Source organism: Novosphingobium sp. TK71 (assembly GCF_055361505.1).
In genome coordinates, this window is the sequence record NZ_CM143962.1 from 1,817,600 (window position 1) to 1,840,417 (window position 22,818).

A 22,818-nucleotide genomic window follows, 5' to 3' on the forward strand; every position below is an offset into this window, starting at 1 on the left:
CCCGTCCAACGATAAGACAGGACAGGAGGTCTGCATGACCGAAGAAACCGTTACAACTGAGCGCGCACCGGAAGCCCCCACCACCACGACCACGATCATTCGCGAGCGCGGCTCGTCCGGCGGGGCGACCGGGATAGTGATGGCGCTGATCCTGCTGGTCGCCGTAGTCGGCGGCATCTATCTCTTCAGCCAGGGTACGGAGAGCGAGACGGCAAAGGACAACGCGATCTCGGAGGCCGCGAACGAAGTCGGCACGGCCGCCAACAAGGTTGGCGACGCCGCCCAGGACGCCGCTCAGGACGTCAGCCGAAACAATCGGTAAGCTTGGCGCTTGCGCCGGCGGTCAAGCCGCCCGGCGCAAGCCCTCCGGGCCTCTTCTGGCGATAAGCGAGACATTCGAGAGGCCCTTGATGCTGGAGAGATGCTCGGCAAAGTCGCCGTCCAGCGCGAAATCGCGGCCTAGCCGCATTTTCTGGGTGCGGCCTTCGCCAAGGTGCAAAGTGGCGACAACCTCGCCGCAGCCGGGCGCCCCCGGACGCATGAGCATCGCGAGTTCCTGAACCGCTTCGATACTGTCTATTTCAAGCGACAGCAGCATCCGGGCATCGGCCTTGACCTCGTTCAACGGACGCGCGCTTCGCACCGTGACGCGCGGCGGCTCGTCGGGACTGGGGCTGTCCAGTTCGACGTTGAGCAGCACGCATGCCCCCTCCTTCGACCATTTGACGAAGTTCTCGACCATGCTCTCCTCGAAGCAGGAGGCCGAGAAGTTGCCGGACTGGTCCGAAAAGTCAGCCATGACGAAATCTTTGCCGCGCTTCGTCTTTCGCTTCTGGACGTTCTCGACCATCGCCGCCATCACCGCGCCGGTGCGGCCCGCGCCGCCCCCCGTCATGAGGCTGGAATAAGTGCGCGCGCCGTTGGCTGAAGCCACCGCGCGGAATTGCTCGACCGGGTGTGCGGCGAAGTAGAAGCCGAACGTTTCCCGCTCCTTGGCCATCTGGTCCATGCGGTTCCACGGATCCGCCTCGACGAAGCGCAAGCCCTGCTCGACGTGATCCTCACCCCCGAACAGGCCATGCTGGGCACTGTTTCGCTCACGGGAAGAACGGTCTGCTTCGGCCAGCAACGTATCGGCGTTGGCCAGGACCTTGGCGCGATTGGCCTCCAGCCCATCGAAGGCGCCCGCAGCCGCGAGGCTTTCCAGCTGGCGGCGATTCATCGATCCGGCCGGCGCGCGGCGGAACACATCGTCAAGACTGACGAACTTGCCGTTCGCCTCGCGCTCGGCAACGATTGCGTCCATGGCCTTTTCGCCGACGTTGCGGATACCGGCGAGCGCATAACGCACGGCGTGGCTGTCCGGCGTTTCCTCCACGCAGAACTCCGCTTCCGACATGTTGATGTCGGGCGCGGCGAGCTGGATGCCGTTGCGGCGCGCGTCGTCAACGAAGATCGCCAGCTTTTCCGACTGGTGCATGTCGAAGCACATCGAGGCCGCATAGAATTCGTGCGGGTAATGCGCCTTGAACCACGCGGTGTGGTAGGCGAGCAGCGCGTAGGCGGCGGCGTGCGACTTGTTGAAGCCGTAGCCTGCGAACTTGTCGATCAAGTCGAACAGTTCGTTGGCCTTGGCCGCATCGATGCCGGACACTTCCTTGCAGCCATCGACGAAGCGCTGGCGCTGCTTGTCCATTTCCGCCTGGACCTTCTTGCCCATGGCGCGGCGCAGAAGGTCGGCGTCGCCCAGCGAGTAGCCCGCCAGGATCTGCGCGGCCTGCATGACCTGTTCCTGATAGACGAAGATGCCATAAGTCTCGCCCAGAATGCCCGCCAGCTTGTCGTGCGGGTATTCGATCGATTCCAGCCCGTTCTTGCGGCGGCCGAACAACGGAATGTTGTCCATCGGGCCCGGACGGTACAGCGAGACGAGCGCGATGATGTCGCCGAAATTGGTCGGCTTCACGGCCGCCAGCGTGCGGCGCATCCCTTCCGATTCGAGCTGGAACACGCCAACCGTATCGCCGCGCTTGAGCAGTTCGTAGACCGCCGGATCGTCCCAGCCGAGCGTGGACAGGTTGATCGTGATGCCCCGCCGCTCAAGCAGGTCGCAGGCCTTCTTCAACACGGAAAGCGTCTTCAGACCGAGGAAGTCGAACTTCACGAGGCCGGTGTCTTCCACCGACTTCATGTCGAACTGGGTCACCGGCATGTCCGAACGCGGATCGCGGTAAAGCGGCACGAGCTGCGCCAGCGGACGGTCCCCGATGACCACGCCCGCCGCGTGAGTCGAAGAGTTGCGCGGCAAGCCTTCGAGCTGGACGGCCAGATCGACCAGACGCCTGACTTCATGGTCTACGTCGTATTCCCGGCGGAATTCGGCGACCGGCGGATCCTTGGTCACGCCGTGCTGCTTCCTTCCATGCAGCGCCTCGGTCAGGGTCCAGGGATCGGTTGGATGGTTCGGCACCATCTTGCAGAGACTGTCGACACGGCCGTAGCCCATCTGCAGGATTCGCCCGCAGTCGCGCAGCACCGCGCGGGCCTTCATCTTGCCGAACGTGATGATCTGCGCGACGTGATCGTGCCCATACTTGCGCTGGACGTAGCGGATCACCTCGCCGCGCCGGGTTTCGCAGAAGTCGATGTCGAAGTCAGGCATCGAGACGCGTTCGGGATTGAGGAAGCGCTCGAACAGCAGGCCCAGCTTCAGCGGATCGAGGTCGGTCACGGTCAATGCCCAGGCGACCAGCGAACCCGCGCCCGAACCACGGCCCGGACCGACCGGAATGTCGTTGTCCTTGGCCCATTTGATGAAGTCGGCAACGATCAGGAAGTAGCCGGGGAAACCCATGCCAACGATGATCTGCACTTCGAAGTCGAGGCGCCTTGCATAGTCGAGGAAGTCTTCGGTGACACCGCGCTCGGCGAGTTCGCGATAGGCTGCCTCCCGCTCTTCGCCCTGAAGGGCCATGGCGGCATCGAGTTCTTCCTCGGTCACGTCCGGCCAATAGGGTGCAAGCCGCCGCGCCAGGCCGGCGCGCGAGTTGTCCGCAAGCATCCGCGCTTCGCCCTCGAGGTCGCCTGCAAGGCTGGGCAGCAGCGGCTTGCGGCGCGGAGGCATGTAGGCACAGCGCTGCGCGACGACGAGAGTATTCGCCAGCGCCTCGGGCAAGTCGGCGAACAGTTCCTGCATCGCCTCGACCGGCTTGACCCAACGCTCGGCCGAGGACCGAGGGCGCTCGGGCGCATCGACCTGTGTGGAATTGGCGATACAGAGCATGGCGTCATGCGCGGCATGGAACTGCGCTTCGGCATATTGCGCCGGATTGGTGCCGACGAGCGGAATGTCGCGCGAATAGGCGAGCGCGATCAGGTCTTCCTCGCTTTCGTCCTCTACCTGCTCCCCCGTGCGCGTGATCTCGATATAGAGACGGTCACCGAACAGAGACTGCAAGGTATCGCAATAACTCTCGGCAGCCTCGAACCTGCCAGCCGCGAACAGCCGGGCGAGCGCGCCCTCGTCGCCGCCGGTAAGGCAGATCAGGCCATCGGTATGGCCGCGAAGCGATTCGAGCGGGACGTGGGGATCGAGTTCGAGCGGACGTTCGAGGTGAGCCCGGCTGACGAGATCGCACAAGTTGAGCCATCCCTGCTCGCTCTGGGCAAGAAGGGCAAGCCAGTCGATCGGCAGGTCCTGCCCCTGTGCCACCACGCCCGGCCGTGCCACTGCCAGGAACGTTCCGACGATCGGCTGAACCCCCGCCCCCTTGCACGCCTGCGCATAAGTCGGCGCGCCGTAGAGGCCGTTGCGATCGCAGATGGCGGCGGCAGGAAACTTGCGCTCCTTGGCGAGCTTGGCGGCTGCCTTGGGATCGATCGCACCGTCCAGCATCGTGAAACTCGAGAAGATGCGGAGCGGAACGAAAGGTGCATGAGCCATCGGCGGAATTTAGGCATTGCCCCACCCCTCAATCAAGGCGGGGCTGGGGATAAGCCGGGGGATAGGAGCAGGCGATATGCGGCCCCGCAGGCACCGACAGGGGAACCGGAGTGAACGGAAGCGCCCATGTCGCTGATCTCACACGCAGCCGAGGCGCGGGCATCGACTGGCGCCAGGCCGGATTACCTTGAAAGCAGCGGGAAATCGCGCCATGCTCGATCCGTTCCTGTCCTCACCGGCTCTTCCGCCGGTTACTGCAAGAACCCGATAATTCATGCACAACCCACGCCGATCCGGCGTAATTTGTCGTTGCCCCGTTCACGGGCGGCACTGGAGACGTGTGAATGAAATTCGCCTACCTTGCCCTCGTCCCGTTGCTGCTGGCTCCGGAAAGCCTGCTTCCCACGGAATTTGCCGCCATGGCGCAACAGAGCCGGCCCGGCGGATCTCATGGGCAGGGCGCAAAGCCGCCCGGCGGCGGTTCGCACGGCCCGGGAACAAGACCGCCCGGCGCGGGATCGAACCGCCCGACGAATCCGGGATCGGGAAGCAACAGGCCTCAGCCGCAGCCACCCCGGCCGGGCGGGAACCACGTTCAGCCCTCTCGTCCCGGCGGAGGCAACCAGACGAGGCCGCCCTCGCAACCCGGCGGTAATCGGCCAGATCGCCCCGGGAACTACCGCCCGCCGGCCATCAAGCACCCCCATAGACCGGGTGCCGGCCGCCCCAACACGTTTCGGCCCATGCATGCGCCGGGATATCGTTATCCACGCGGCTACGGCTACCGGCGGTGGTCGATCCACATGATCCTGCCGGCGATCTTCCTGTCCTCGACCTATCTGTTCCAGGATTATGCCATGATCGGCGTCGGGCCGCCGCCCCCCGGCTACTACTGGGTGCGCTACGGCCCTGACCTGTTGCTGGTGGATCGCCGGACCCGACAGGTCGTGGACGTTATCTATAGCGCATTCTATTGAGGCAAGCGGTCGAGGCGCTGCCGACTACAGCAGCGCCTCGATATCCTTTTCCAGTGATTCCGGCTTGTCGGTGGGGGAATAGCGGCGCACGACCTTGCCGTCGCGCCCGATCAGGAACTTCGTGAAGTTCCATTTCACCGACTTGCTGCCGAGCAGCCCCGGCGCCTCGGCCTTGAGCCATTTCCAAAGCGGCGAGGCATCATCACCATTGACGGCCACCTTGCCCATAAGGGGAAATGAGAGGCCAAAGTTGATATCGCAGAATTCCGCGATTTCTTCAGCCGAGCCCGGCTCCTGAGAGCCGAACTGGTTGCAGGGAAATGCGATCACCTCGAACCCGCTCTCGCGGTACTTTTTCCAGAGCGTTTCAAGGCCCGCATACTGCGGCGTGAACCCGCACTTGCTGGCCGTGTTTACGACGAGCAGCACCTTGCCGAACTTTTCAGCAAGACTGACCGCCTCGCCATTCGGCAATATCGCTTCAAAATCCGCGATCGTTCGAGGATCAGCCGGTGATGCCATGTGGGAAGTCCGTCCTTCGATAGAGACGGCGAATGTCCCCGATTTCCAATAGCCTGTCACCATCCTTCTGGACGGCATAGCCAGCCTGATCCGCTTCAGGCAGATGCATGACATAACGGATCAGGTTTGCCACCGTATCCCGGCGGATACCCTTGAATACGTTGAACAAACCGCCACCGTCGGCCGTCTTGTGCAATTCGGCACCGTCGTTCCAGCCCGGGCTCTCGCCGGCAGGAATGCCTTGGATGGTAGTAGGAAAGTCGCTCATACAACGCTCCTTTCGCGCGCTTTTTGCCTCTGGTGGTAAAACGCGCCGAAAGCCTGCGATGTTCCCTGTCAGAATGTCAGGTCAGCACGCCTTCGTGAAGTCTTACCACGCGGTCCATCGCCGCCGCGAGACGCTCGTTGTGAGTAGCCACAAGCGCCGCACTGCCCTGCCCGCGCACCAGTTCCAGGAACTGCGCAAAGACCTTGTCCGCCGTTTTCTCGTCAAGATTGCCGGTCGGCTCGTCGGCCAGCACCAGCCGCGGGCGGTTGGCAAGCGCACGGGCAACGGCCACGCGCTGCTGCTCCCCGCCCGAAAGCTTGCTTGGCCGGTGTTCGAGCCGCTGGCCCAGCCCAAGCGCGGCAAGCAGTTCGGTGGCCCGCTGCTCGCACTCTTCCCGCGATTTTCCGGTAATGAGCTGCGGCAGCACCACATTCTCGATCGCATTGAAATCGGGCAGCAGGTGGTGGAACTGGTAGACGAACCCGATATGGTCCCGCCGCACGGCCGCGCGGCGGTCCTTGCCGAGCTTGGACGCGTCGATCCCCGCAATCTCGATGCGGCCGCCGAAACCGCCCTCGAGAAGGCCGATGGCCTGAAGCATGGTCGACTTGCCCGAACCCGAAGGGCCGAGCAGCGCCACGATCTCGCCGGGCTGAACGGTCAGGTCGACACCGCGCAGCACGTCGATGCGGACGCCGCCTTGCTCGAAACTGCGGGTCAGGTTGTCGAGACGGACTACGGGATCATTCATAACGCAGCACCTGCACGGGATCGGTGCTCGCCGCCTTGAAGGCCGGATAGAGCGTGGCAAGGAAGCTGAAGATCAGCGCCATCACACAGATCACCACGATTTCGAAAGGATCGGGACGCGAAGGCAGTTCGGTGAGGAACCGGATCGACGGATCCCAGAGGTTCTGTCCGGTCAATATCTCGACCAGATGGACGATGGGCTGGCGAAAATACAGGAACACGAAGCCCACCAGCACGCCCGCCACGGTTCCCAGCGCCCCGATGCAGAAGCCGGTCGTCACGAAGACTTTCAGCAACGAGCGCCGTGTCGCGCCCATGGTGCGCAGGATCGCGATGTCGCGGGTCTTGGCGCGCACCAGCATGATGAGCGACGACAGGATATTGAACACTGCCACCAGCACGATGATGGAAAGCACCACGAACATCGCCACCCGCTCCACGGCAAGCGCCTCGAAGAGCGATGCGTTGATCGTCTTCCAGTCCGTGACGATGGCGCGGCCCGCCAGCTTCCGGCTCAGCGGGGCGAGGATTTCGCCGACCTTGTCGGGGTTGGTGGTCGTCACCTCGATCATGCCGATGGTGTCGCCGGTGAGCATGAGCGTCTGCGCGTCCTGCATCGGCATGACCACATAGGCTTTATCATAGTCATAGACGCCGATCTCGAAGATCGCCGCCACACGATATGCGATTTGCCGCGGAACCGTGCCGAACGGCGTCGAGCGCCCGAGCGGGTTGATGATCGTGATCGTATCGCCGATCTGCGCGCCAAGGTTCTGCGCCAGTTGCGAGCCGATGGCGACATTGTCGCTCCCGGTCTTCAACTCGGAGAGATTGCCGGACTGCACCTTGTCCCGCAGCCGGCCGAGATCCTCGTTCGTATTGCCGCGCACGAGGATACCCTCGACCCGGCCGTTGAACGTCGTCATCAGCGGCTGTTCGATCAGCGGCGAGGCCTGAACGACACCTGGAGTGGCCCTAACGTCCCTGAGAACGCCCTGCCAGTCATCCAGACGGCTGCCATAGGCCTGAATGATCGCATGACCGTTGAGGCCGACGATCTTGTCGAAAAGCTCGGCGCGAAAGCCGTTCATCACGCTCATGACGATGACCAGCGCGGCCACGCCGAGCATGACTGCTGCCAGGCTGATGCCGGCGACCAGAGCAATGAAGCGCTCGCCCTTGCCGGGCAGCATGTAGCGCTTGGCGATGGTCCATTCGAAAGGGGATAGGATCAAGCGACGGTCCGTCTGTGATCGGGCAGATGGCCCGGCATTAAGCATATGTCTGAAAGCTGGCAAGCTGATCGGCGAATGCCGGTGACGCTGCGATGAACGGATCCGGCATTCCGGCAGAAACGAACGCTGGCCGATTCGGCTCCCTGCCCGCCGTCATTATGCAGTCACGAAAAGCGCGCAACGCCGCCACCTTGGCCATATCCTGTCGAGGGCCTTGCATTTGAAGCCAACACGCTCCAAATGCGCGGGCGATTTTGGCGCGCCAGCAGCCCGGACGACATCCATGAACATGACACATCCCTTTCGAGACGCCGATGGGGACAAGCTGCGCGAAGAGTGCGGCGTTTTCGGCGTAATCGGTTCCAAGGACGCAGCGAACATCGCTGCGGCCGGGCTCCATTCCCTGCAGCACCGCGGCCAGGAGGCCGTGGGCATAACCAGCTTCAGCGGGGCGGAATTCCATTCCCACCGCGGGCTTGGGCACGTCGCCCAGGTCTTCTCCCAGCGCGAGCTGGATACCCTGCCCGGCACCATGGCTTCCGGCCATGTCCGCTATGCGACGACCGGGGGGTCGGGCCTGCGCAACGTGCAGCCGCTCTTCGCGGACCTCGCCGCCGGCGGATTCTCCATTGCGCATAACGGCAACATTTCCAACGCGATGACGCTGAAGCGCGATCTCGTGTCGAAGGGTTCGATCTTCCAGTCGACCTCCGACACCGAGGTCATCATTCACCTCGTCGCGACCAGCCGCTACCCCACCCTGCTCGACCGTTTCGTTGACGCGCTGCGCATGGTGGAAGGCGCCTATTCGCTGATCTGCATGACCGCAGAGGGCATGATTGCCTGCCGCGATCCGCTGGGCATCCGCCCGCTGGTCATGGGCCGTATCGGCGACGCCACCGTCTTCGCTTCGGAAACCGTGGCCTTCGACGTGATCGGCGCCGAGTTCATCCGCTCGATCGAGCCGGGCGAACTGGTCCAGGTCGATCACAAGGGCACGATCTCCAGCCACCGCCCCTTCGGCAATCCGGCTCCGCGCCCCTGCATCTTCGAGCACGTCTATTTCAGCCGACCCGATTCGGTGATGGACGGCCGCTCGGTCTATCAGGTGCGCAAGCAGATCGGCATGGAACTGGCCAAGGAAGCGCCGGCCCCGGCCGACGTCGTGATCCCGGTTCCCGACAGCGGCGTGCCTGCCGCGATCGGCTATGCCCAGCAATCGGGCATTCCCTTCGAACTGGGGATCATCCGCTCGCACTATGTCGGCCGCACCTTCATCCAGCCGGGTGACGCGGCCCGCCATGCGGACGTGAAGCGCAAGCACAACGCCAACCGCGCCATCGTCGAAGGCAAGAAGATCATCCTGATCGACGATTCGATCGTGCGCGGCACCACCTCGATGAAGATCGTGGAAATGATGCGCGACGCAGGCGCCGCCGAAGTGCACATGCGCATCGCCAGCCCGCCGACCGAGCATTCGTGCTTCTACGGCGTGGATACGCCGGAGCGTTCGAAGCTGCTGGCCGCCAACATGGACATCCAGGCCATGGCGGACTTCATCAAGGCCGACAGCCTCGCATTCGTCTCGATCGACGGTCTCTACCGCGCGGTGGGTGAGGAAAAGCGCAACAAGAAGCGCCCGCAGTTCTGTGACGCCTGCTTCTCGGGCGAATACCCCACCAAGCTGACGGACTTCGCCGACCGGTTCGCCGGGGAGCTCAACGCAGCGTGAGCGACGGTACCGGCGGAAAGCCTTTCGAAGGTCAGGTCGCGCTTGTCACCGGCTCCAGCCGGGGGATCGGCGCGGCCACCGCGCTCGCCCTGGCCGAAGCCGGTGCGCATGTCCTGCTGACAGGCCGTGACACCAAGGCGCTCGAGGCCATCGAGGACCAGATCTTCGAGGCCGGCGGCTCGGCCACGATCGCGCCGGTGGACCTCGTCGAATCGGACGGGATCGCCCGCCTTGCAACGGCGGTCTCGCAGCGCTGGGGCAAGCTCGACATTCTCGTCGTCAATGCCGCGGTCCTGCCCGAGCTGACGAGCGTGGCCGATATCGACCAGCGCGCCTTCAACAAGGCGCTCACCACCAACGTGCTCGCCACGCAGGCGCTGATCGCCAACTTCGATCCGCTCCTGCGCCTGAGCAGCGACGCCCGCGTCATCGGCATGACATCCACGGTCGCGACCGCGCCGCGCGCCTTCTGGGGCGCCTATGCCGCGACCAAGGCCGCTTTCGAGGTCCTGCTGGACTGCTATGCGGACGAAACCCGCAATATCGCGAAGCTGCGTGTCGCCGTGGTCAATCCCGGCGCCACCCGCACCGCCATGCGCGCCCGCGCCTACCCCGGCGAGGCACCGGCTTCGGTGAAGCCGCCGGAAGTCGTTGCGGAACGGGTGGTTTCGCTGCTTGGCGAACCCTTCGAAACCGGCCACCGCGAAACCGTTGCCGCCGCGAATTAACCGCGCGGTAACCCTTTCCTGATTTCCTGCCCTTGAACGGCGCACCTCCTGCGCCATTCAAGGGTACGGGTCTCGGGAACATGACGACGAAATCCCCGCAGGACATTTACGAACTGGCCGCGCAGGAAGATCGCAGTGCCATTCGCCAGCGCATCTCCATTCCTGCCGGCTTCCGCGCATCCGGAACCAAAGGCTACCAGACGGCGGTCCGCGACCTTTCGCTTTCCGGGTTCTCGGCCACGGCGATCAGCCGTATCCATGCCGGTACCTATTGCTGGCTGACGCTGCCGGGCATGGAGGCCTTGCCTGCCCGCGTGATCTGGTGGGAAGACGGTCTGGTCGGCTGCGCCTTCGAGCAATTGCTCAACCCCATCATCCTCGAAACCGTGATGAACCGCTGGCGCGGTAGCGGATACTGACCGGCGATAGCCCTGCCCGCGATCCAGCAGGCGGACGGCACCTGGAGACTTTTCACGCAGCCCAGGCGGCGTAAACGAATTCGAGGACCCACAGCGGCGGCTATCTGGAAAATTTGTCTGAAACCCGCCATTCCGGACACGCCCCATGGCGGTCTTTCTTACTGTGCTGAGACGGAAACAAAAGCGGACGCGGCAACGCGATCTTTGTCACTCGTCACTGCCTCAAGTAGCGGCTTTAAGTGATAGAGAAGAAGATCACGACGAGGATGATTTGCAGGGACCACTTCGCCTAATATTCCGAGGAGACTGCGGAAACCAATCAATTTGGCGAAAACTTGGTAAGGTCGATCAGATGCGTAGGGGGCTCGGCGAAGATAATGCGCAGCAAGCCGTCGTGCATCTCCCTTTGAAAAGGAGGCATGGCCAATCAGCGTCAAAGCTTCACCCCAGTTCTCACTTTCACAGGGATAACGGGTAAGCAGCCAATCGACAGCTTCAGGTGATTGCATACTACGAAGTTGGACCGCTAAATCGCGCAAGCTGTTATCCATCGTGCTCTTCTGACTGTGTCTGCTTGCTACCCTTATTCTGCAAAAGCTGACTGTCGCCAACCCACCCTTGCCTGCCGTTCAGCCAGTTTACGTGTCTACCCCATAGCGAAAGTCGATTCAGGCTGGGAATTCGTCCAGGCGGCCTAGGTTGCAGTCTTCACCAGCGTCACTTGCGCCACGTCGATGCCGCCGCCCATGAAGCCGCCTTCGCAATACATCAGATAGAACCGCCAGAGCCGGACGAAACGTTCGTCGAATCCCACCGGCAACCGCCCCTCTTCTACCGCTGCGTCGAAATTACGACGCCATTCGTAAAGCGTGCGGGCATAGTCGAGCCCGAAGCCCTGCCGGTCTTCCCACGCCAGCCCCCGTTCCTCGGCCAGGCGGCGGAATTCCGGTTCGTGGATCAGCAGGCCGCCCGGAAAGATGAAGGTCTGGATGAAGTCCGCGCTTCGGGCATAAGCCTCGAAGAGATCGTCCCGAATGACGATGTACTGGATCGCCGCCCTGCCGCCGGGTTTCAGGTTTCGGGCCACGCAGTCCAGGAAATCGGGCCAGAACCGGCGCCCGACCGCCTCGACCATCTCGACCGAGGCAATCGCGTCATACCTGCCCGCAACGTCCCGGTAATCCTGCTTGCGAAAGTCCACCCGGCCGCCGCTTGCCTCGATCCTGCCGCTCCAACGCTGGCGCGCGTAAGCGAGCTGCTCTTCGGAAAGGCTGATGGCATCGACATGGGCACCCTCGGTTTCGGCCAGGAAGGCGGAAAGCGTGCCCCAGCCGCAGCCGATTTCCAGCGCCCGGCCGCCCGCCGGCAATGCCAGCCGGTGGGCAATCGCGCCGATCTTGTTGGACTGCGCCATGTCGAGTTCGCTGACGAACTGGCTCAGCGCATTCGGGCCGCTTCCCGGCTTCGGGTAGATGCCGCTCGAATAGAGCATCGTTTCGCCCAGCCACTGCTCGTAGAAGTCGTTGCCGAGGTCGTAATGGGCGTGGATGTTGCGCAGTGCGCCCGCGCGGGTGTTGCGGTGGAGCCAGTGCACGAAGCGCGCCGCCGCGCGCCACGGGCCATGGGCGCGTCCCACGTCGCCGAGGCTGGTGGCATTGTCCATGAAAAGCGCGAAGATCGGCACCGGGTCCGCGCTGTCCCACTCACCCGCCTCCCAGGCCTGGTACCAGCCGACCGAACCTGCCGTGGCGAGGCGCAGCAAGGCGCGCCAGCTCCGGATTTCCACGGCGGCCTCGAATCCCGGGGCCCGGCCGCCGAGCAGACGCGTTTCGCCGCCGGGAAGCGTGGCCTCGATGGCCCCGCGCTCCAGCCCCCGGTCGATCCGGTCCAGCACTTTGTCCACCCCGCCCGACCAGAGCCTGGCCAGCCATTGAGGACCGACACCGATGGACCGGCCGCCCTCGACCAGTTCCTCACCCCTGCCTGGCGCATGTGCGTTCATGCTGCCGATATTATCCGGAAAATGGCCACGGGCAATTGCTTAGGTCGTGCCATCAATTGCCTTTCGAACGGGCCCATGCGGCCAACGCACGCTCCCGTCCGTCGCGGTGCTCGACCAGCTTTGCGGGATAGCCTGCCGGGCGCCGGCCGGCGGGCGGATCGTGGATATCCTGATCGGACAGGTCCTTGAGTTCCGGTACCCATTCCCGAATGTAGGCCGCCGCGTCGAACTTCTCCGACTGCGAGAGGGGCGCCATGATCCGCACGAACATCTGCGCGTCGACGCCGGACCCTGCGGACCACTGCCAGTTCACCGCATTGGACCCGTAATCGGCGTCCACCAGCGTATCCCAGAACCACTGCTCGCCTTCGCGCCAGTCGATCAGGAGGTGCTTGATGAGGAAGCTGGCCGCGATCATCCGGACGCGGTTGTGCATCCAGCCGGTGTGCCAGAGCTGCCGCATTCCGGCATCGACGATGGGATAGCCGGTCCTGCCCCGCTGCCATGCGCGAAGGTCCGATTCGGCCCCCTTGCCGGTGCGCCAGTGCAAGTGGGCGAAGTCCTCCTTCGCCGGGCGACTGCCATATTCGGGCAGTTGCAGGATCACGTTCTGCGCATAGTCGCGCCAGCCCAGTTCGCCGAGAAAGGTTTCCACGGAACCGCCCGCTCCGGCGACCGCGTGCCACACCTGCCCCGGCGAGATCTCGCCGAAATGGAGGTGCGGGGAAAGGAAGGAGGTGCCTTCGATCGAGGGAAGGTTGCGCTGCGCCTCGTAAGCCGCGGCTTCCTCCCGGAAGGCATCCAGCCGCTTGTGCGCACCGTGCTCTCCCGGCTCCCACATGTCCCGCATGCCGCCCGCCCAATCGGGCTTCGCCGGCAGCAGGTTCCAGTCCGCCAGACGGTCCGACGCGGGCCATTCGTCCGGCGCTTCGAGCCGATGCGGACGGGGATGCGGCTCCACCGGCGGCAGGCGTTCGTGCAGCGCCCGCCAGAACGGCGTGTAGATCTTGTAAGGCCGCCCGGAACCGTTCGTCACCGCGCCGGGCGGCACCAGATAATTGCCGTGGTGGAGATGGAGGTCGATCGCCTTGGCTACCGCCTTTTCGGCATTGCGCCACCAGGGCTCGTAATGGTGCAGCGCGTGAACTGCGGTGGCGCCGGTTTCCCGCGCGATTTCGGCCAGCACATCCTCGCTGCGCCCCTTGCGCAGGACAAGGCGCGATCCCTTTTCACGCAGGGCTGCATCAAGGCTTTCCAGCGAGTGATGCAGCCACCAGCGCGAAGCCGCTCCCATCCGGCGATGCCTGGGGGTCTCGTCATCGAGAACGTAGACCGGGATAACGGCCCCTTGGCTGGCGGCTTCGGCGATGGCAGGCTGGTCCGAGAGGCGCAGGTCGCGCCGCAGCCAGACGATGACGGGGGATTTCATGGAGCCGGAACGCGTATCACTCATGGGCGTTCCCTAGGCCAATGACCCTGTCTTCCGAAAGAACGATCGCTCCGCGTCACCGGATCGACCCGCGCAAGGCGCTGATCGCGGCGCTTGCCTGCTGGTCCGCCTTTGCCCTGTTCGCCTGGGCCGTGCCGACCGGCCGAACCGCGCAGTTCGACCGGATCGGCCTGCTGTTCTGGCGCGCCGAGGACCTGAGGCCGCTCGGCCCCACATGGCTGCTGGAATGGGTTCGCGACCTGACCGCGATGGGCGGCTTTCTCCAGCTCAAGCTCTACACGATCTGCGCGGTCGTCGCCCTGTTCTGGCTGCGCTGCCGCCGCGAGGCGGTGCTGCTGGCGCTGACGGTGCTGAGCGCCAGCCTCGTCAACATCGGGTTCAAGGCACTGTTCGGCCGCCCGCGCCCCGAAATCCTGCTTCGTCTCACCGAAGCGGGCGGCGCCAGCTTCCCGAGCGGGCACAGCTTCAACGCCGCCTCCACCTACATCGCCCTGGCTCTCGCCTTCGCAGCGCTGAGCCCCCGTGCAAGCGTTCGCCATACGCTGGTTGCCGCGGCCATGGCGCTCAGCCTTGCCGTTGCATGGAGCCGCGTCTGGCTGGGCGTCCACTGGCCGAGCGACGTCATGGCGGGCTGGCTGGGCGGAGCGGGCTGGTCGTTCCTTGCCAGCGCCCTGCTCTACCGTCCCGCGCAGACCATGGTTCACGCCGCGGATGAGTTCACCGACCCGGACAACCGGGACCGTCCGTAGGAACTTCTGCCGAGGCGGAGAAACTGTTCTCGAAACGCGGCCCCTCGAAACGCGCGTCGCGGAAGGTCACGCGGGCGGTGCAGCCCCGTCGCTCGATCCCGGCCATCGGCAGGTTCGACCATGCCAGAAACCGCGCGACCTCGAGATTCGCCGCGGCGGCGCGGCGAACCAGCGGATCGGCCATGTTGTCCGGCCGCAACGGTTCGCGCGAAATCAGGCCGTCCGCCTTGCGCAACAGGTCGTATCTGCCTTTCCCGATCATGCCGCCCTCCCGCCAGATCACCTCGCGGCGCCAGAAAGCCAGCGGCTCCGGCCCGGCGAAGATCCGATCCGCCCTGACACCAGGCGCCTCATAGGCCAGCCGGGCGATGCCGATGTTCGCGGCGATATAGGCCAGGACGACCAGCAGCGCGGCAATCGCGGGCACGGCGCTGCCGGATCGCCTTCTGCGCCAGATGCCCAGCCCCAGCACGATCCAGACCCACGGGTCGATGATGAACAGCCCGTCGGTATGGAACCACGCCCCGCTCATCGGCGAGAACAACTGGACCGCATAGACGTTCTGGAGGTCCAGCAGGGGATGGGTCAGCGCGCCGAGGTAGCATAGTGTCACCAGCCAGCCGAAGTGCATCCGAGGCCCGCGTGCGAACACCTTGCCGCGCTTCGCCTGCCAGCGGTCGAACAGCCAGAGCAGCGCCGCGAGCAGAGGCGGCATGAGCAGCACGCCGCCGACGAGGCCATGAGTGAAGCCCCGGTGCATCGCCAGCGGTGCCCAGGAAGACCAGCCGAAGAATACGTCGATATCCGGCATGTTCGCCGCCAGCACGCAGGCCGCCAGCCCCTTGCGGCTCCGCCGCATGAGACCGGTCTCCGCCAGCGCCCAGCCGACAAGGCTGTGAGTGATATTGTCCAGAAAACGCGACCTCGAGAACGTGGATCAGGAAACCGTCCAAGTCTGGCCGCGCGCGAGCAATTTGCCAAGGTCTGCGGACTTTCCGGCGATCAGGCCCTCCCGCTCCGCGATCACGGCGCTTTCGAAAGTCGGCGCGGGATCGTCGTAAATCACGCCGAGTGCCATGGGAAACGGTCCGAACGGCATCTCGACCAGCATATGCGCAAGCCCGCGATTCCGGGCATTGTGGACCAGCACCCCCGCTGCCTGCCAGTCACCCCCGGCGACCTCGACGACTTTCAGCGAAAACGTATCGGAATCGAGCGCCAGGCCCTTGCTTTCCTTTGCGAAAAGCAGCGGCTCACCGTCCCGGCACTGGACCTGCATGTCCGCCGAGACCGCCTTGGCCGTGAAGTCGTCGAATCGGTCCTTGTTGTAGACTATGCAATTCTGGAAAATCTCGATGAAGGCCGCGCCCTTGTGGCGATAGGCCGCCTGGAGCACTTCGGGCAGGTCTTTCGAAACGTCGTAACTGCGGGCCACGAAGCGCGCGCCCGAACCAAGCGCGAACGCACAGGGGCTCGCCGGGCGGTCCACCGACCCTGCCGGCGATGTCGGCGAAGGCGTGCCGGTGCGGCTAGTGGGAGAATACTGGCCCTTGGTCAGGCCGTAGATCTCGTTGTTGAACAGCATGATCTGGCAATCGAGATTGCGCCGCAGGATATGCATCGTGTGATTGCCGCCGATCGACATGCCGTCGCCGTCGCCCGTCACCAGCCAGACGTCGAGTTCGGGATTGGCCAGCTTTATCCCGGTCGCCACCGCCGGCGCCCGGCCATGGATGGTGTGGAAGCCGTAGCTCTCGACATAGTAGGGGAACCGGCTCGAACAGCCGATGCCCGAAACGAACACGGTGTTCTTCGGATCGGCGCCCAGCAACGGCAGGGTCCGCTGCACCGCCTTCAGGATCGCATAGTCGCCGCAACCCGGGCACCAGCGCACTTCCTGATCCGTTTCCCAGTCTTTCAGCGTCGTCTCGATCGGGGTCATGTCGTTCATGAGGAAGTCTCCGTCCGAAATGCTCAGGGCTGTTCGATTTCGGGCGCGGGAAGCTGGGTTTCGTTGACCGCCACTTCGCCGCCTTCGTTTCCGGGCACCCCGTCGAAGAACCGGAAGATCGCCGTTTCGAGTTCGGCGATCGCGAAAGGCTGGCCGCTCGTCTTGCCCAGCGATACGGCATCCACGAGGAAGCGGTCGCGCAGCAGCGTCTTGAACTGACCGGTGTTCATTTCCGGCACCAGGATATGCTCGAACCCGGACAGCAGCTCGCCCAGATTTCCGGGCAGCGGCCAGATATGGCGGACATGGGCATGGCTGACGTCGAGCCCCAGCCTGCGGGCGCGCCGGACGGCCTGATGGATCGGCCCGAATGTCGATCCCCAGCCGATCACCAGCAATCTTCCCTTCGCCTCGCCCAGGCAGACTTCCTGCGGCGGAACGGTTTGGGCTATACCGTCGATCCTGGCCTTGCGCGCATCCGTCTGGAGCTGATGCACGTCTGGCGCATAGTCGATGTTCCCGCTGTCCACCGCCTTCTCGATTCCCCCTATGCGGTGCATGAGGCCGGGCGTGCCCGGCCTGATCCAGGGGCGGACGCCGCGTTCGTCCCGCTTGTAGGGCAGCACGCGGTCCCCGCCGTTCCTTTCCTCCAGGAAGCGGACGGGGAACGGCTCGAAGCTGTCGGGATCGGGGACTTTCCAGGGCTCGGACGCATTGCCGATATAGCCGTCCGTCAGCAGGATCACCGGCGTCATGTAGCGGGTGGCGATGCGGCAGGCCTCGATGGCGCATTCGAAGGCATCGGCCGGCGAACGCGCGGCAATCACCGGCAGCGGTGCATCGCCGTTACGGCCGTAGACGGCCTGATAGAGGTCCGATTGCTCGGTCTTGGTCGGCAATCCGGTGGAAGGACCACCGCGCTGGGAGTTGACGATCACCAGCGGCAATTCGGTCATCACCGCCAGACCCATCGCCTCACCCTTCAGCGCGATTCCGGGACCGGAGGACGAGGTTACGCCAAGCTGCCCGGCATAGCTCGCCCCGATGGCAGAGCAGATCGCGGCGATCTCGTCCTCGGCCTGAAACGTGGTGACGCCGAACTCCTTCATCTTCACGAGATGATGCAGGATCGCCGAGGCGGGCGTGATCGGATAGCCGCCGAAGAACATCGGCAGTTCGGCCAGGCGGCAGCCGGTGACCAGCCCCAGCGAGATCGCCTCGGCGCCGGTGATCGTGCGGTAGAGGCCCGGCTCGGCAGGCACGGGATCGATATGCAGCTTGCGAAGCGGCCCGGCGATTTCGGCCGTCTCCCCATAGGCGTGTCCGGCATTGAGGGCGGCGACGTTCGCCTGGGCAAGGACCGGCTCCTTCGCGAACTTCGCCGTAAGCCAGTCCACCAGCGGCTGCCGGTCACGATCGAACATCCACAGCGCGAGGCCAAGCGTCCACATGTTCTTGCAGCGCAGCGCCTCCTTGTTGCCGAGGCCGAAAGGCTTCACCGCTTCGAGCGTCAACGCCGAAATATCGAATGCCAGCACGTCCCATCTGGCGAGACTTCCGTCTTCCAGCGGGTTCTCGGCATACTTCGCCTTTTCGAGATTGCGCCTGCCGAACTCGCCCGTGTCGATGATGACCAGCCCGCCGGTCTTCAGCGCATGGATGTTGGTCTTGAGCGCTGCCGGGTTCATGGCAACGAGCACGTCCGGCGCATCCCCCGCCGTGGTGATCTCGCTCGAGCCGAAATTGATCTGGAATGCCGAGACCCCGAACAGCGTCCCTTGCGGTGCCCGGATTTCGGCGGGGAAATCCGGGAAAGTGGCAAGATCGTTCCCGGCAAGCGCCGTGGAGAGCGTAAACTGCCCCCCGGTCAGCTGCATGCCGTCTCCCGAATCGCCGGCAAAGCGCACGACCACCGCTTCCACGGCCGGTGCATCCGGCGCTCCGCCCGCCGCGCCGGAGAAGATGCCCTTATCCGATGAGCCCGATGAGCCCTTATCCGATGAGATTGTCGCCATCATCGTCCTCTCCCGGGAATGCCGGTCTTGTGCCGACGGCTTGTTTTCCCGTTCGCAAGACTATGCCCGCTCGGTATCGACGCAAAACGGAAAAATGCTCAGGGCGACAAATAGCCCCGCCCCCCAAATCGGTTACCGGGGATGGAAGCATAAATCGCACTGGCAATGCGAGCGCCCTTGGGCCATTCTGGAGTCATGCGATCCGCTCCGGTAATCCTGCCGCCGATTTCCGAATGACGCTTCTCCCAATCACCATGGAATCCCGCTCACCGATGAAAGACTTCGCGTCCCTGCCCTACCGCCCCTGTGTCGGCGTCATGCTCGTCAATTCAGACGGCAAGGTCTTCGTCGGCAAGCGGATCGACACCAAGGAAGGCGACTGGTGGCAGATGCCCCAGGGCGGCGTCGACGAGGGCGAAGACCTGAAGGCCGCGGCTTTTCGCGAGCTTTGGGAGGAAACCGGCGTCACCGAAAAGCACGTCACCATCCTGTCGCACACGCGGGAAGAGCTGCTTTACGACCTGCCGGACGAACTCATCGGCAAGCTGTGGAAGGGCAAGTATCGCGGCCAGCGCCAGACCTGGTATCTGGCACGCTTCGATGGCGCCGATGCCGACATCGACCTCGACGCGCACAAGCCGGCCGAGTTCTGCGAATGGAAGTGGATCGACGCAGAACTGCTTCCAGAGCTGATCGTGCCCTTCAAGAAGCGCGTTTACCGCGCCGTTCTGGAAGAATTCCGGGCACTCATCTGAATTTCCGGCATGCCCGAACCGGGCACGCCGCAATTCCCCAAACTCAGTTTTCCGAAACGGCCGGCTTCGCGGTCACCGATTCGGCGCTGACCATGCGCGTCGACGGCCCACGGGCGATCGCTGCCGCCAGCTTCTCCGTCTCGGCGCAATCCTTGCCGCAGAGCGTCTGGAGGCGGGCGAGATTGCGATTCGCCTTCTCGGTCGCGCCCTTTTCGGCAAGCGCGATCCCCTCTCCGGCGATGGCCGCCACATTGCGCGGGTCAGTGCCAAGCGCGACGCGGTAATAATGCAGGGCCTTGCCCTGGAGCCCCTGCCCGCGAGTAGCGTCCGCCAGGGCGAGAAGAACCGATACATTGCCGGGCTCGACCGTCAGCGCCGCCTCGTAGGCATCGATCGCACCGTTGAGATTACCCGCCTCGGCAGCCGCGCGGCCTTCTCCCATGAGCATTGCCGTGCGCGGGTCGAGAGCCGCGACGGGCGCTGACAGGATGGCGCTGGAAGAAACGGCAACAACAAGGGAAAGAGCAATCGCGGCAGGCGTGTAACGCATCAAAATGTCCTTGGCCGAGGGCTTCGTCCTCATCATGACCGCGACGCTATCACAGGCGTTCAAAACGCGCGACGAAAAAGCCGTCGGTGCCGTCGTGCCACGGAGAGAGGCGCAAACCGGGGCCGCGCGGCGTTCCGGCGGGCAGGTCGGGCATCGCCGCAGACCAGTCCGGATGCCGCTTCAGGAAGCCTTCGGCCTGCTTCGCGCCTTCCTCGTCCAGCAGCGAACAGGTGACGAAAACCAGCCTTCCACCGGGCTTCACGAGCTGCGCCGCAATATCGAGCAGGCGCGACTGGGTGGCGACGTATCGGCCCAGTTGCGCCTCGGTGAGCCGCCAGCGCGCCTCGGGATTGCGGCGCCAGGTCCCGGTTCCGGAACAGGGTGCATCCACCAGCACCGCATCGGCAGCCCCTGCAAAGCGTTGCAGCGCCTGAAGTTCCTTGCCCGGATCGAGCAGAACGGTTTCGATGCCCGTCGCCCCGGCACGCTCCGCGCGAGGCGCTAGGCGCGAGAGGCGTGTCCGGTCGGTATCGCAGGCCACCAGAGCGCCGGAATTGTCCATGGCCGCCGCCAGCGCCAGGGTCTTGCCCCCTGCCCCTGCGCACAAGTCCATGATCGTCTCGCCCGCACGGGCGGCAACCACTTCGCACGTGAGCTGGGAGCCGGTGTCCTGCACCTCGATCGCGCCCTGAACATAGGCTGCGGACTGTTCGATGCGGGTTTCCGGCGGATAGCGCCAGCCGTTGGCGGCCACCGATCGCTCGCCGCCCTCCGGCAAGGCAAGGCTTGCGGCCTTGAGCGTATTGATGCGGATGTCGAGCGGGGCCCGGTCCAGCAAGGCCGCCGCATCTGCCGCGGCGACACCGCTGGCGGCGAAGCGTTCCACCAGCCATTGCGGAGCCAGACCGGCCTCCGCAACGGGTTCTCCCGCCACGATCGTGGCCGGAGAATGGCCCGTACCGTCAAACAGGGCGGCAACTTCCCGGTCTTCCGCAGCCACGCGCAGCATGGCCGCCCGGCCCGTTTCCGGTACTTCGCCGCAGGCCCTGATCGCACGGTAGGCAAGCTCACGAACGGCGCGCCGGTCCTTGCTGCCTGCAAATCGGCGCGTACGGAACCAGTCCCCGATCAGGCGGTCCGCCGGTGCGCCGTTGGCGCGTGCGGCGGCGATCACCTGATCGAGAATCTCGATCGCCGCCTGTACTCGTGCGCCCGGCGTCATCCCCCAGCCCTCGAACCGATGTCGAAACCTGCGGCGATCAGCGCGTCGGGTAGTTCGGCGCCTCGCGGGTGATCGTCACGTCATGGACGTGGCTTTCGCGCAAGCCGGCATTGGTGATACGGACGAACTGGGCGTTCTTGCGCAGGTCCTCGATGGTGGCCGAACCGGTATAGCCCATGGCCGCCTTCACCCCGCCCACGAGCTGGTGAATGACGTCCTTTGCGGGGCCCTTGTAGGCAACCTGGCCTTCGATACCTTCGGGAACCAGCTTCATCTGGTCCTTGATGTCGCCCTGGAAGTAGCGGTCCGCCGAACCGCGGCCCATGGCGCCCACCGAACCCATGCCGCGATACGACTTGTAGGCGCGGCCCTGGTAGAGGAACGTCTCGCCCGGCGCTTCCTCGGTACCGGCAAGCATCGAGCCGACCATGATGGTCGAGGCGCCGGCGGCCAGTGCCTTGGCAGCATCACCCGAAGTGCGCAGGCCGCCATCGGCGATGACCGGGACGCCCGCCTTGTCGGCTTCTTCCGCGGCATCCATGATCGCGGTCAGCTGCGGCACGCCGACACCTGCAACGATGCGCGTGGTGCAGATCGAGCCCGGCCCGATGCCCACCTTCACGCAGTCCGCACCCGCGTCGATCAGCGCGCGCGCCGCTTCGGCGGTGGCGATGTTGCCGGCGATGACCTGTGCCGAATTCGACATCTTCTTCACCCGCTCAACCGCGAGCGCCACGTCCTTGTTGTGGCCGTGTGCCGTGTCGATGACGACAACGTCGCACTCGGCGGCAAGCAGCGCCTCGGTGCGGGCGAAGCCCTTTTCGCCCACGGTCGTCGCAGCGGCGACGCGCAGGCGGCCGGCGGCATCCTTGGTGGCGTCCGGGTAAGTGACAGCCTTCTCGATGTCCTTGACGGTGATCAGGCCGACGCAGCGGAAGTCATTGTCGACCACCAGCAGCTTCTCGATGCGGCGGGCGTGCAGCAGGCGGCGAGCTTCGTCCTGATCCACGCCGACCCGCACCGTGGCGAGGTTCTCATGCGTCATCAGTTCGCGCACGGGCTGCGCCGGGTTGGCTGCAAAGCGCACGTCGCGATTGGTGAGAATGCCGACGAGCTTGCCCGAGTTCTCCACCACGGGAATGCCGCTGATCCGGTTGGCCTGCATGATCGCCTGCGCTTCCCCCAGCGTGGCATCAGGCGAGATCGTGATCGGATTGACGACCATGCCGCTTTCGTAGCGCTTCACGGCGCGCACGGCAGCGCACTGCTCCTCGATCGTGAGGTTGCGGTGAAGCACGCCGATTCCGCCGAGCTGGGCCATGACGATGGCCATGTCGGCCTCGGTCACGGTGTCCATCGCGGACGAGATCACCGGGATGTTTAGCGAGATATCGCGCGTAAGGCGGCTACGGGTATCGGCCTGCGTCGGGACGATGTCGGACTTCGCAGGACGAAGCAGTACGTCGTCGAAAGTAAGTCCGAGCTGGATATCCATGAGCGCCACCATAACCTTGTACCGGGGAGAATCGTGGCGGCCCATGTAATCAAAG

The 22,818-nt window shown here is 64.6% G+C and carries 21 protein-coding genes; 7 read left to right on the plus strand and 14 right to left on the minus strand.

What is annotated here, in order from left to right; genetic code table 11:
* Positions 1-34 precede the first annotated feature (34 nt).
* Entirely contained in the window at positions 35-322 is a 288-nt protein-coding gene (locus ACXJ16_RS08335) for a hypothetical protein (RefSeq protein ID WP_324698658.1), read from the plus strand.
* Between the two features lie 21 nt (positions 323-343).
* On the opposite strand, the gene dnaE is transcribed toward ACXJ16_RS08335, so the two are convergent.
* Entirely contained in the window at positions 344-3,943 is a 3,600-nt protein-coding gene (dnaE, locus tag ACXJ16_RS08340) for a DNA polymerase III subunit alpha (RefSeq protein ID WP_132469065.1), read from the minus strand.
* A gap of 743 nt (positions 3,944-4,686) precedes the next feature.
* Here dnaE and ACXJ16_RS08345 point away from each other — a divergent pair.
* Entirely contained in the window at positions 4,687-4,920 is a 234-nt protein-coding gene (locus ACXJ16_RS08345) for an RcnB family protein (protein ID WP_463920387.1), read from the plus strand.
* A gap of 24 nt (positions 4,921-4,944) precedes the next feature.
* Here ACXJ16_RS08345 and ACXJ16_RS08350 read toward each other — a convergent pair whose 3' ends face one another.
* The 4 genes from ACXJ16_RS08350 to ACXJ16_RS08365 all read right to left on the minus strand — a co-directional run bounded on the left by ACXJ16_RS08350 (position 4,945) and on the right by ACXJ16_RS08365 (position 7,695).
* On the minus strand, positions 4,945-5,442 hold the full coding sequence (locus tag ACXJ16_RS08350) for a glutathione peroxidase (protein WP_463921776.1): 498 nt from the start codon (positions 5,440-5,442) through the stop codon (positions 4,945-4,947).
* On the minus strand, positions 5,426-5,710 hold the full coding sequence (locus tag ACXJ16_RS08355) for a hypothetical protein (RefSeq protein ID WP_185997811.1): 285 nt from the start codon (positions 5,708-5,710) through the stop codon (positions 5,426-5,428). The genes ACXJ16_RS08350 and ACXJ16_RS08355 overlap by 17 nt, the downstream gene beginning before the upstream one ends.
* 76 nt (positions 5,711-5,786) lie before the next feature.
* On the minus strand, positions 5,787-6,461 hold the full coding sequence (locus ACXJ16_RS08360; protein WP_132469064.1) for an ABC transporter ATP-binding protein: 675 nt from the start codon (positions 6,459-6,461) through the stop codon (positions 5,787-5,789).
* On the minus strand, positions 6,454-7,695 hold the full coding sequence (locus ACXJ16_RS08365) for a lipoprotein-releasing ABC transporter permease subunit (protein ID WP_463920390.1): 1,242 nt from the start codon (positions 7,693-7,695) through the stop codon (positions 6,454-6,456). Before ACXJ16_RS08365 ends, ACXJ16_RS08360 begins: the two co-directional genes overlap by 8 nt.
* Positions 7,696-7,978: 283 nt before the next feature.
* On the opposite strand from ACXJ16_RS08365, the gene purF reads away from it, so the two are divergent.
* From purF to ACXJ16_RS08380, 3 genes are all read left to right on the plus strand, one after another.
* Positions 7,979-9,427, plus strand: coding sequence for an amidophosphoribosyltransferase (gene purF / locus ACXJ16_RS08370; protein ID WP_054439850.1), 1,449 nt, complete (start codon positions 7,979-7,981; stop codon positions 9,425-9,427).
* Complete coding sequence (locus ACXJ16_RS08375) at positions 9,424-10,155, plus strand: SDR family NAD(P)-dependent oxidoreductase (protein ID WP_132469063.1); 732 nt, start codon at positions 9,424-9,426, stop codon at positions 10,153-10,155. Before purF ends, ACXJ16_RS08375 begins: the two co-directional genes overlap by 4 nt.
* An 80-nt stretch (positions 10,156-10,235) precedes the next feature.
* A complete protein-coding gene (locus tag ACXJ16_RS08380; RefSeq protein ID WP_054439852.1) occupies positions 10,236-10,574 on the plus strand; it encodes a PilZ domain-containing protein in 339 nt (112 codons plus the stop codon).
* 158 nt (positions 10,575-10,732) lie between these two features.
* On the opposite strand, the gene ACXJ16_RS08385 is transcribed toward ACXJ16_RS08380, so the two are convergent.
* From ACXJ16_RS08385 to ACXJ16_RS08395, 3 genes are all read right to left on the minus strand, one after another.
* Positions 10,733-11,125, minus strand: a complete 393-nt coding sequence (locus ACXJ16_RS08385; protein WP_324697813.1) for a hypothetical protein — start codon at positions 11,123-11,125, stop codon at positions 10,733-10,735.
* A gap of 143 nt (positions 11,126-11,268) precedes the next feature.
* Positions 11,269-12,576 carry a cyclopropane-fatty-acyl-phospholipid synthase family protein gene (locus ACXJ16_RS08390; protein ID WP_324698651.1) on the minus strand — a complete coding sequence of 436 codons (1,308 nt, stop codon included), beginning with the start codon at positions 12,574-12,576 and terminating at the stop codon, positions 11,269-11,271.
* 52 nt (positions 12,577-12,628) lie between these two features.
* On the minus strand, positions 12,629-14,005 hold the full coding sequence (locus ACXJ16_RS08395; protein WP_463921777.1) for a cryptochrome/photolyase family protein: 1,377 nt from the start codon (positions 14,003-14,005) through the stop codon (positions 12,629-12,631).
* A gap of 41 nt (positions 14,006-14,046) precedes the next feature.
* Between ACXJ16_RS08395 and ACXJ16_RS08400 the strand changes: the two genes are divergently transcribed.
* Positions 14,047-14,775 (plus strand): phosphatase PAP2 family protein, encoded by a 729-nt coding sequence (locus ACXJ16_RS08400; RefSeq protein WP_454796832.1) that lies wholly within the window; start codon positions 14,047-14,049, stop codon positions 14,773-14,775.
* Here ACXJ16_RS08400 and ACXJ16_RS08405 read toward each other — a convergent pair.
* From ACXJ16_RS08405 to ACXJ16_RS08415, 3 genes are read right to left on the minus strand one after another with little or no spacing between them, the layout of a single operon-like run.
* Positions 14,744-15,688, minus strand: a complete 945-nt coding sequence (locus ACXJ16_RS08405) for a metal-dependent hydrolase (protein ID WP_463921778.1) — start codon at positions 15,686-15,688, stop codon at positions 14,744-14,746. The two genes, ACXJ16_RS08400 and ACXJ16_RS08405, sit on opposite strands and share 32 nt — an antisense overlap.
* A 24-nt stretch (positions 15,689-15,712) precedes the next feature.
* Entirely contained in the window at positions 15,713-16,726 is a 1,014-nt protein-coding gene (locus ACXJ16_RS08410) for a 2-oxoacid:ferredoxin oxidoreductase subunit beta (protein WP_324698648.1), read from the minus strand.
* Between the two features lie 23 nt (positions 16,727-16,749).
* Positions 16,750-18,744 carry a 2-oxoacid:acceptor oxidoreductase subunit alpha gene (locus ACXJ16_RS08415; RefSeq protein ID WP_443478148.1) on the minus strand — a complete coding sequence of 665 codons (1,995 nt, stop codon included), beginning with the start codon at positions 18,742-18,744 and terminating at the stop codon, positions 16,750-16,752.
* 269 nt (positions 18,745-19,013) lie between these two features.
* Between ACXJ16_RS08415 and ACXJ16_RS08420 the strand changes: the two genes are divergently transcribed.
* Complete coding sequence (locus ACXJ16_RS08420; protein WP_292635707.1) at positions 19,014-19,496, plus strand: RNA pyrophosphohydrolase; 483 nt, start codon at positions 19,014-19,016, stop codon at positions 19,494-19,496.
* Between the two features lie 43 nt (positions 19,497-19,539).
* On the opposite strand, the gene ACXJ16_RS08425 is transcribed toward ACXJ16_RS08420, so the two are convergent.
* Genes ACXJ16_RS08425 through guaB form a run of 3 tightly spaced genes read right to left on the minus strand, consistent with a single transcriptional unit; the run spans position 19,540 to position 22,763 of the window.
* The gene (locus tag ACXJ16_RS08425; RefSeq protein ID WP_185997817.1) at positions 19,540-20,082 is read right to left on the minus strand and encodes a tetratricopeptide repeat protein; all 543 of its coding nucleotides are present in this window, start codon (positions 20,080-20,082) and stop codon (positions 19,540-19,542) included.
* 13 nt (positions 20,083-20,095) lie between these two features.
* Positions 20,096-21,268 carry an RsmB/NOP family class I SAM-dependent RNA methyltransferase gene (locus ACXJ16_RS08430; protein ID WP_463920394.1) on the minus strand — a complete coding sequence of 391 codons (1,173 nt, stop codon included), beginning with the start codon at positions 21,266-21,268 and terminating at the stop codon, positions 20,096-20,098.
* 37 nt (positions 21,269-21,305) lie between these two features.
* Entirely contained in the window at positions 21,306-22,763 is a 1,458-nt protein-coding gene (guaB, locus tag ACXJ16_RS08435) for an IMP dehydrogenase (protein ID WP_185997818.1), read from the minus strand.
* Positions 22,764-22,818 lie beyond the last annotated feature (55 nt).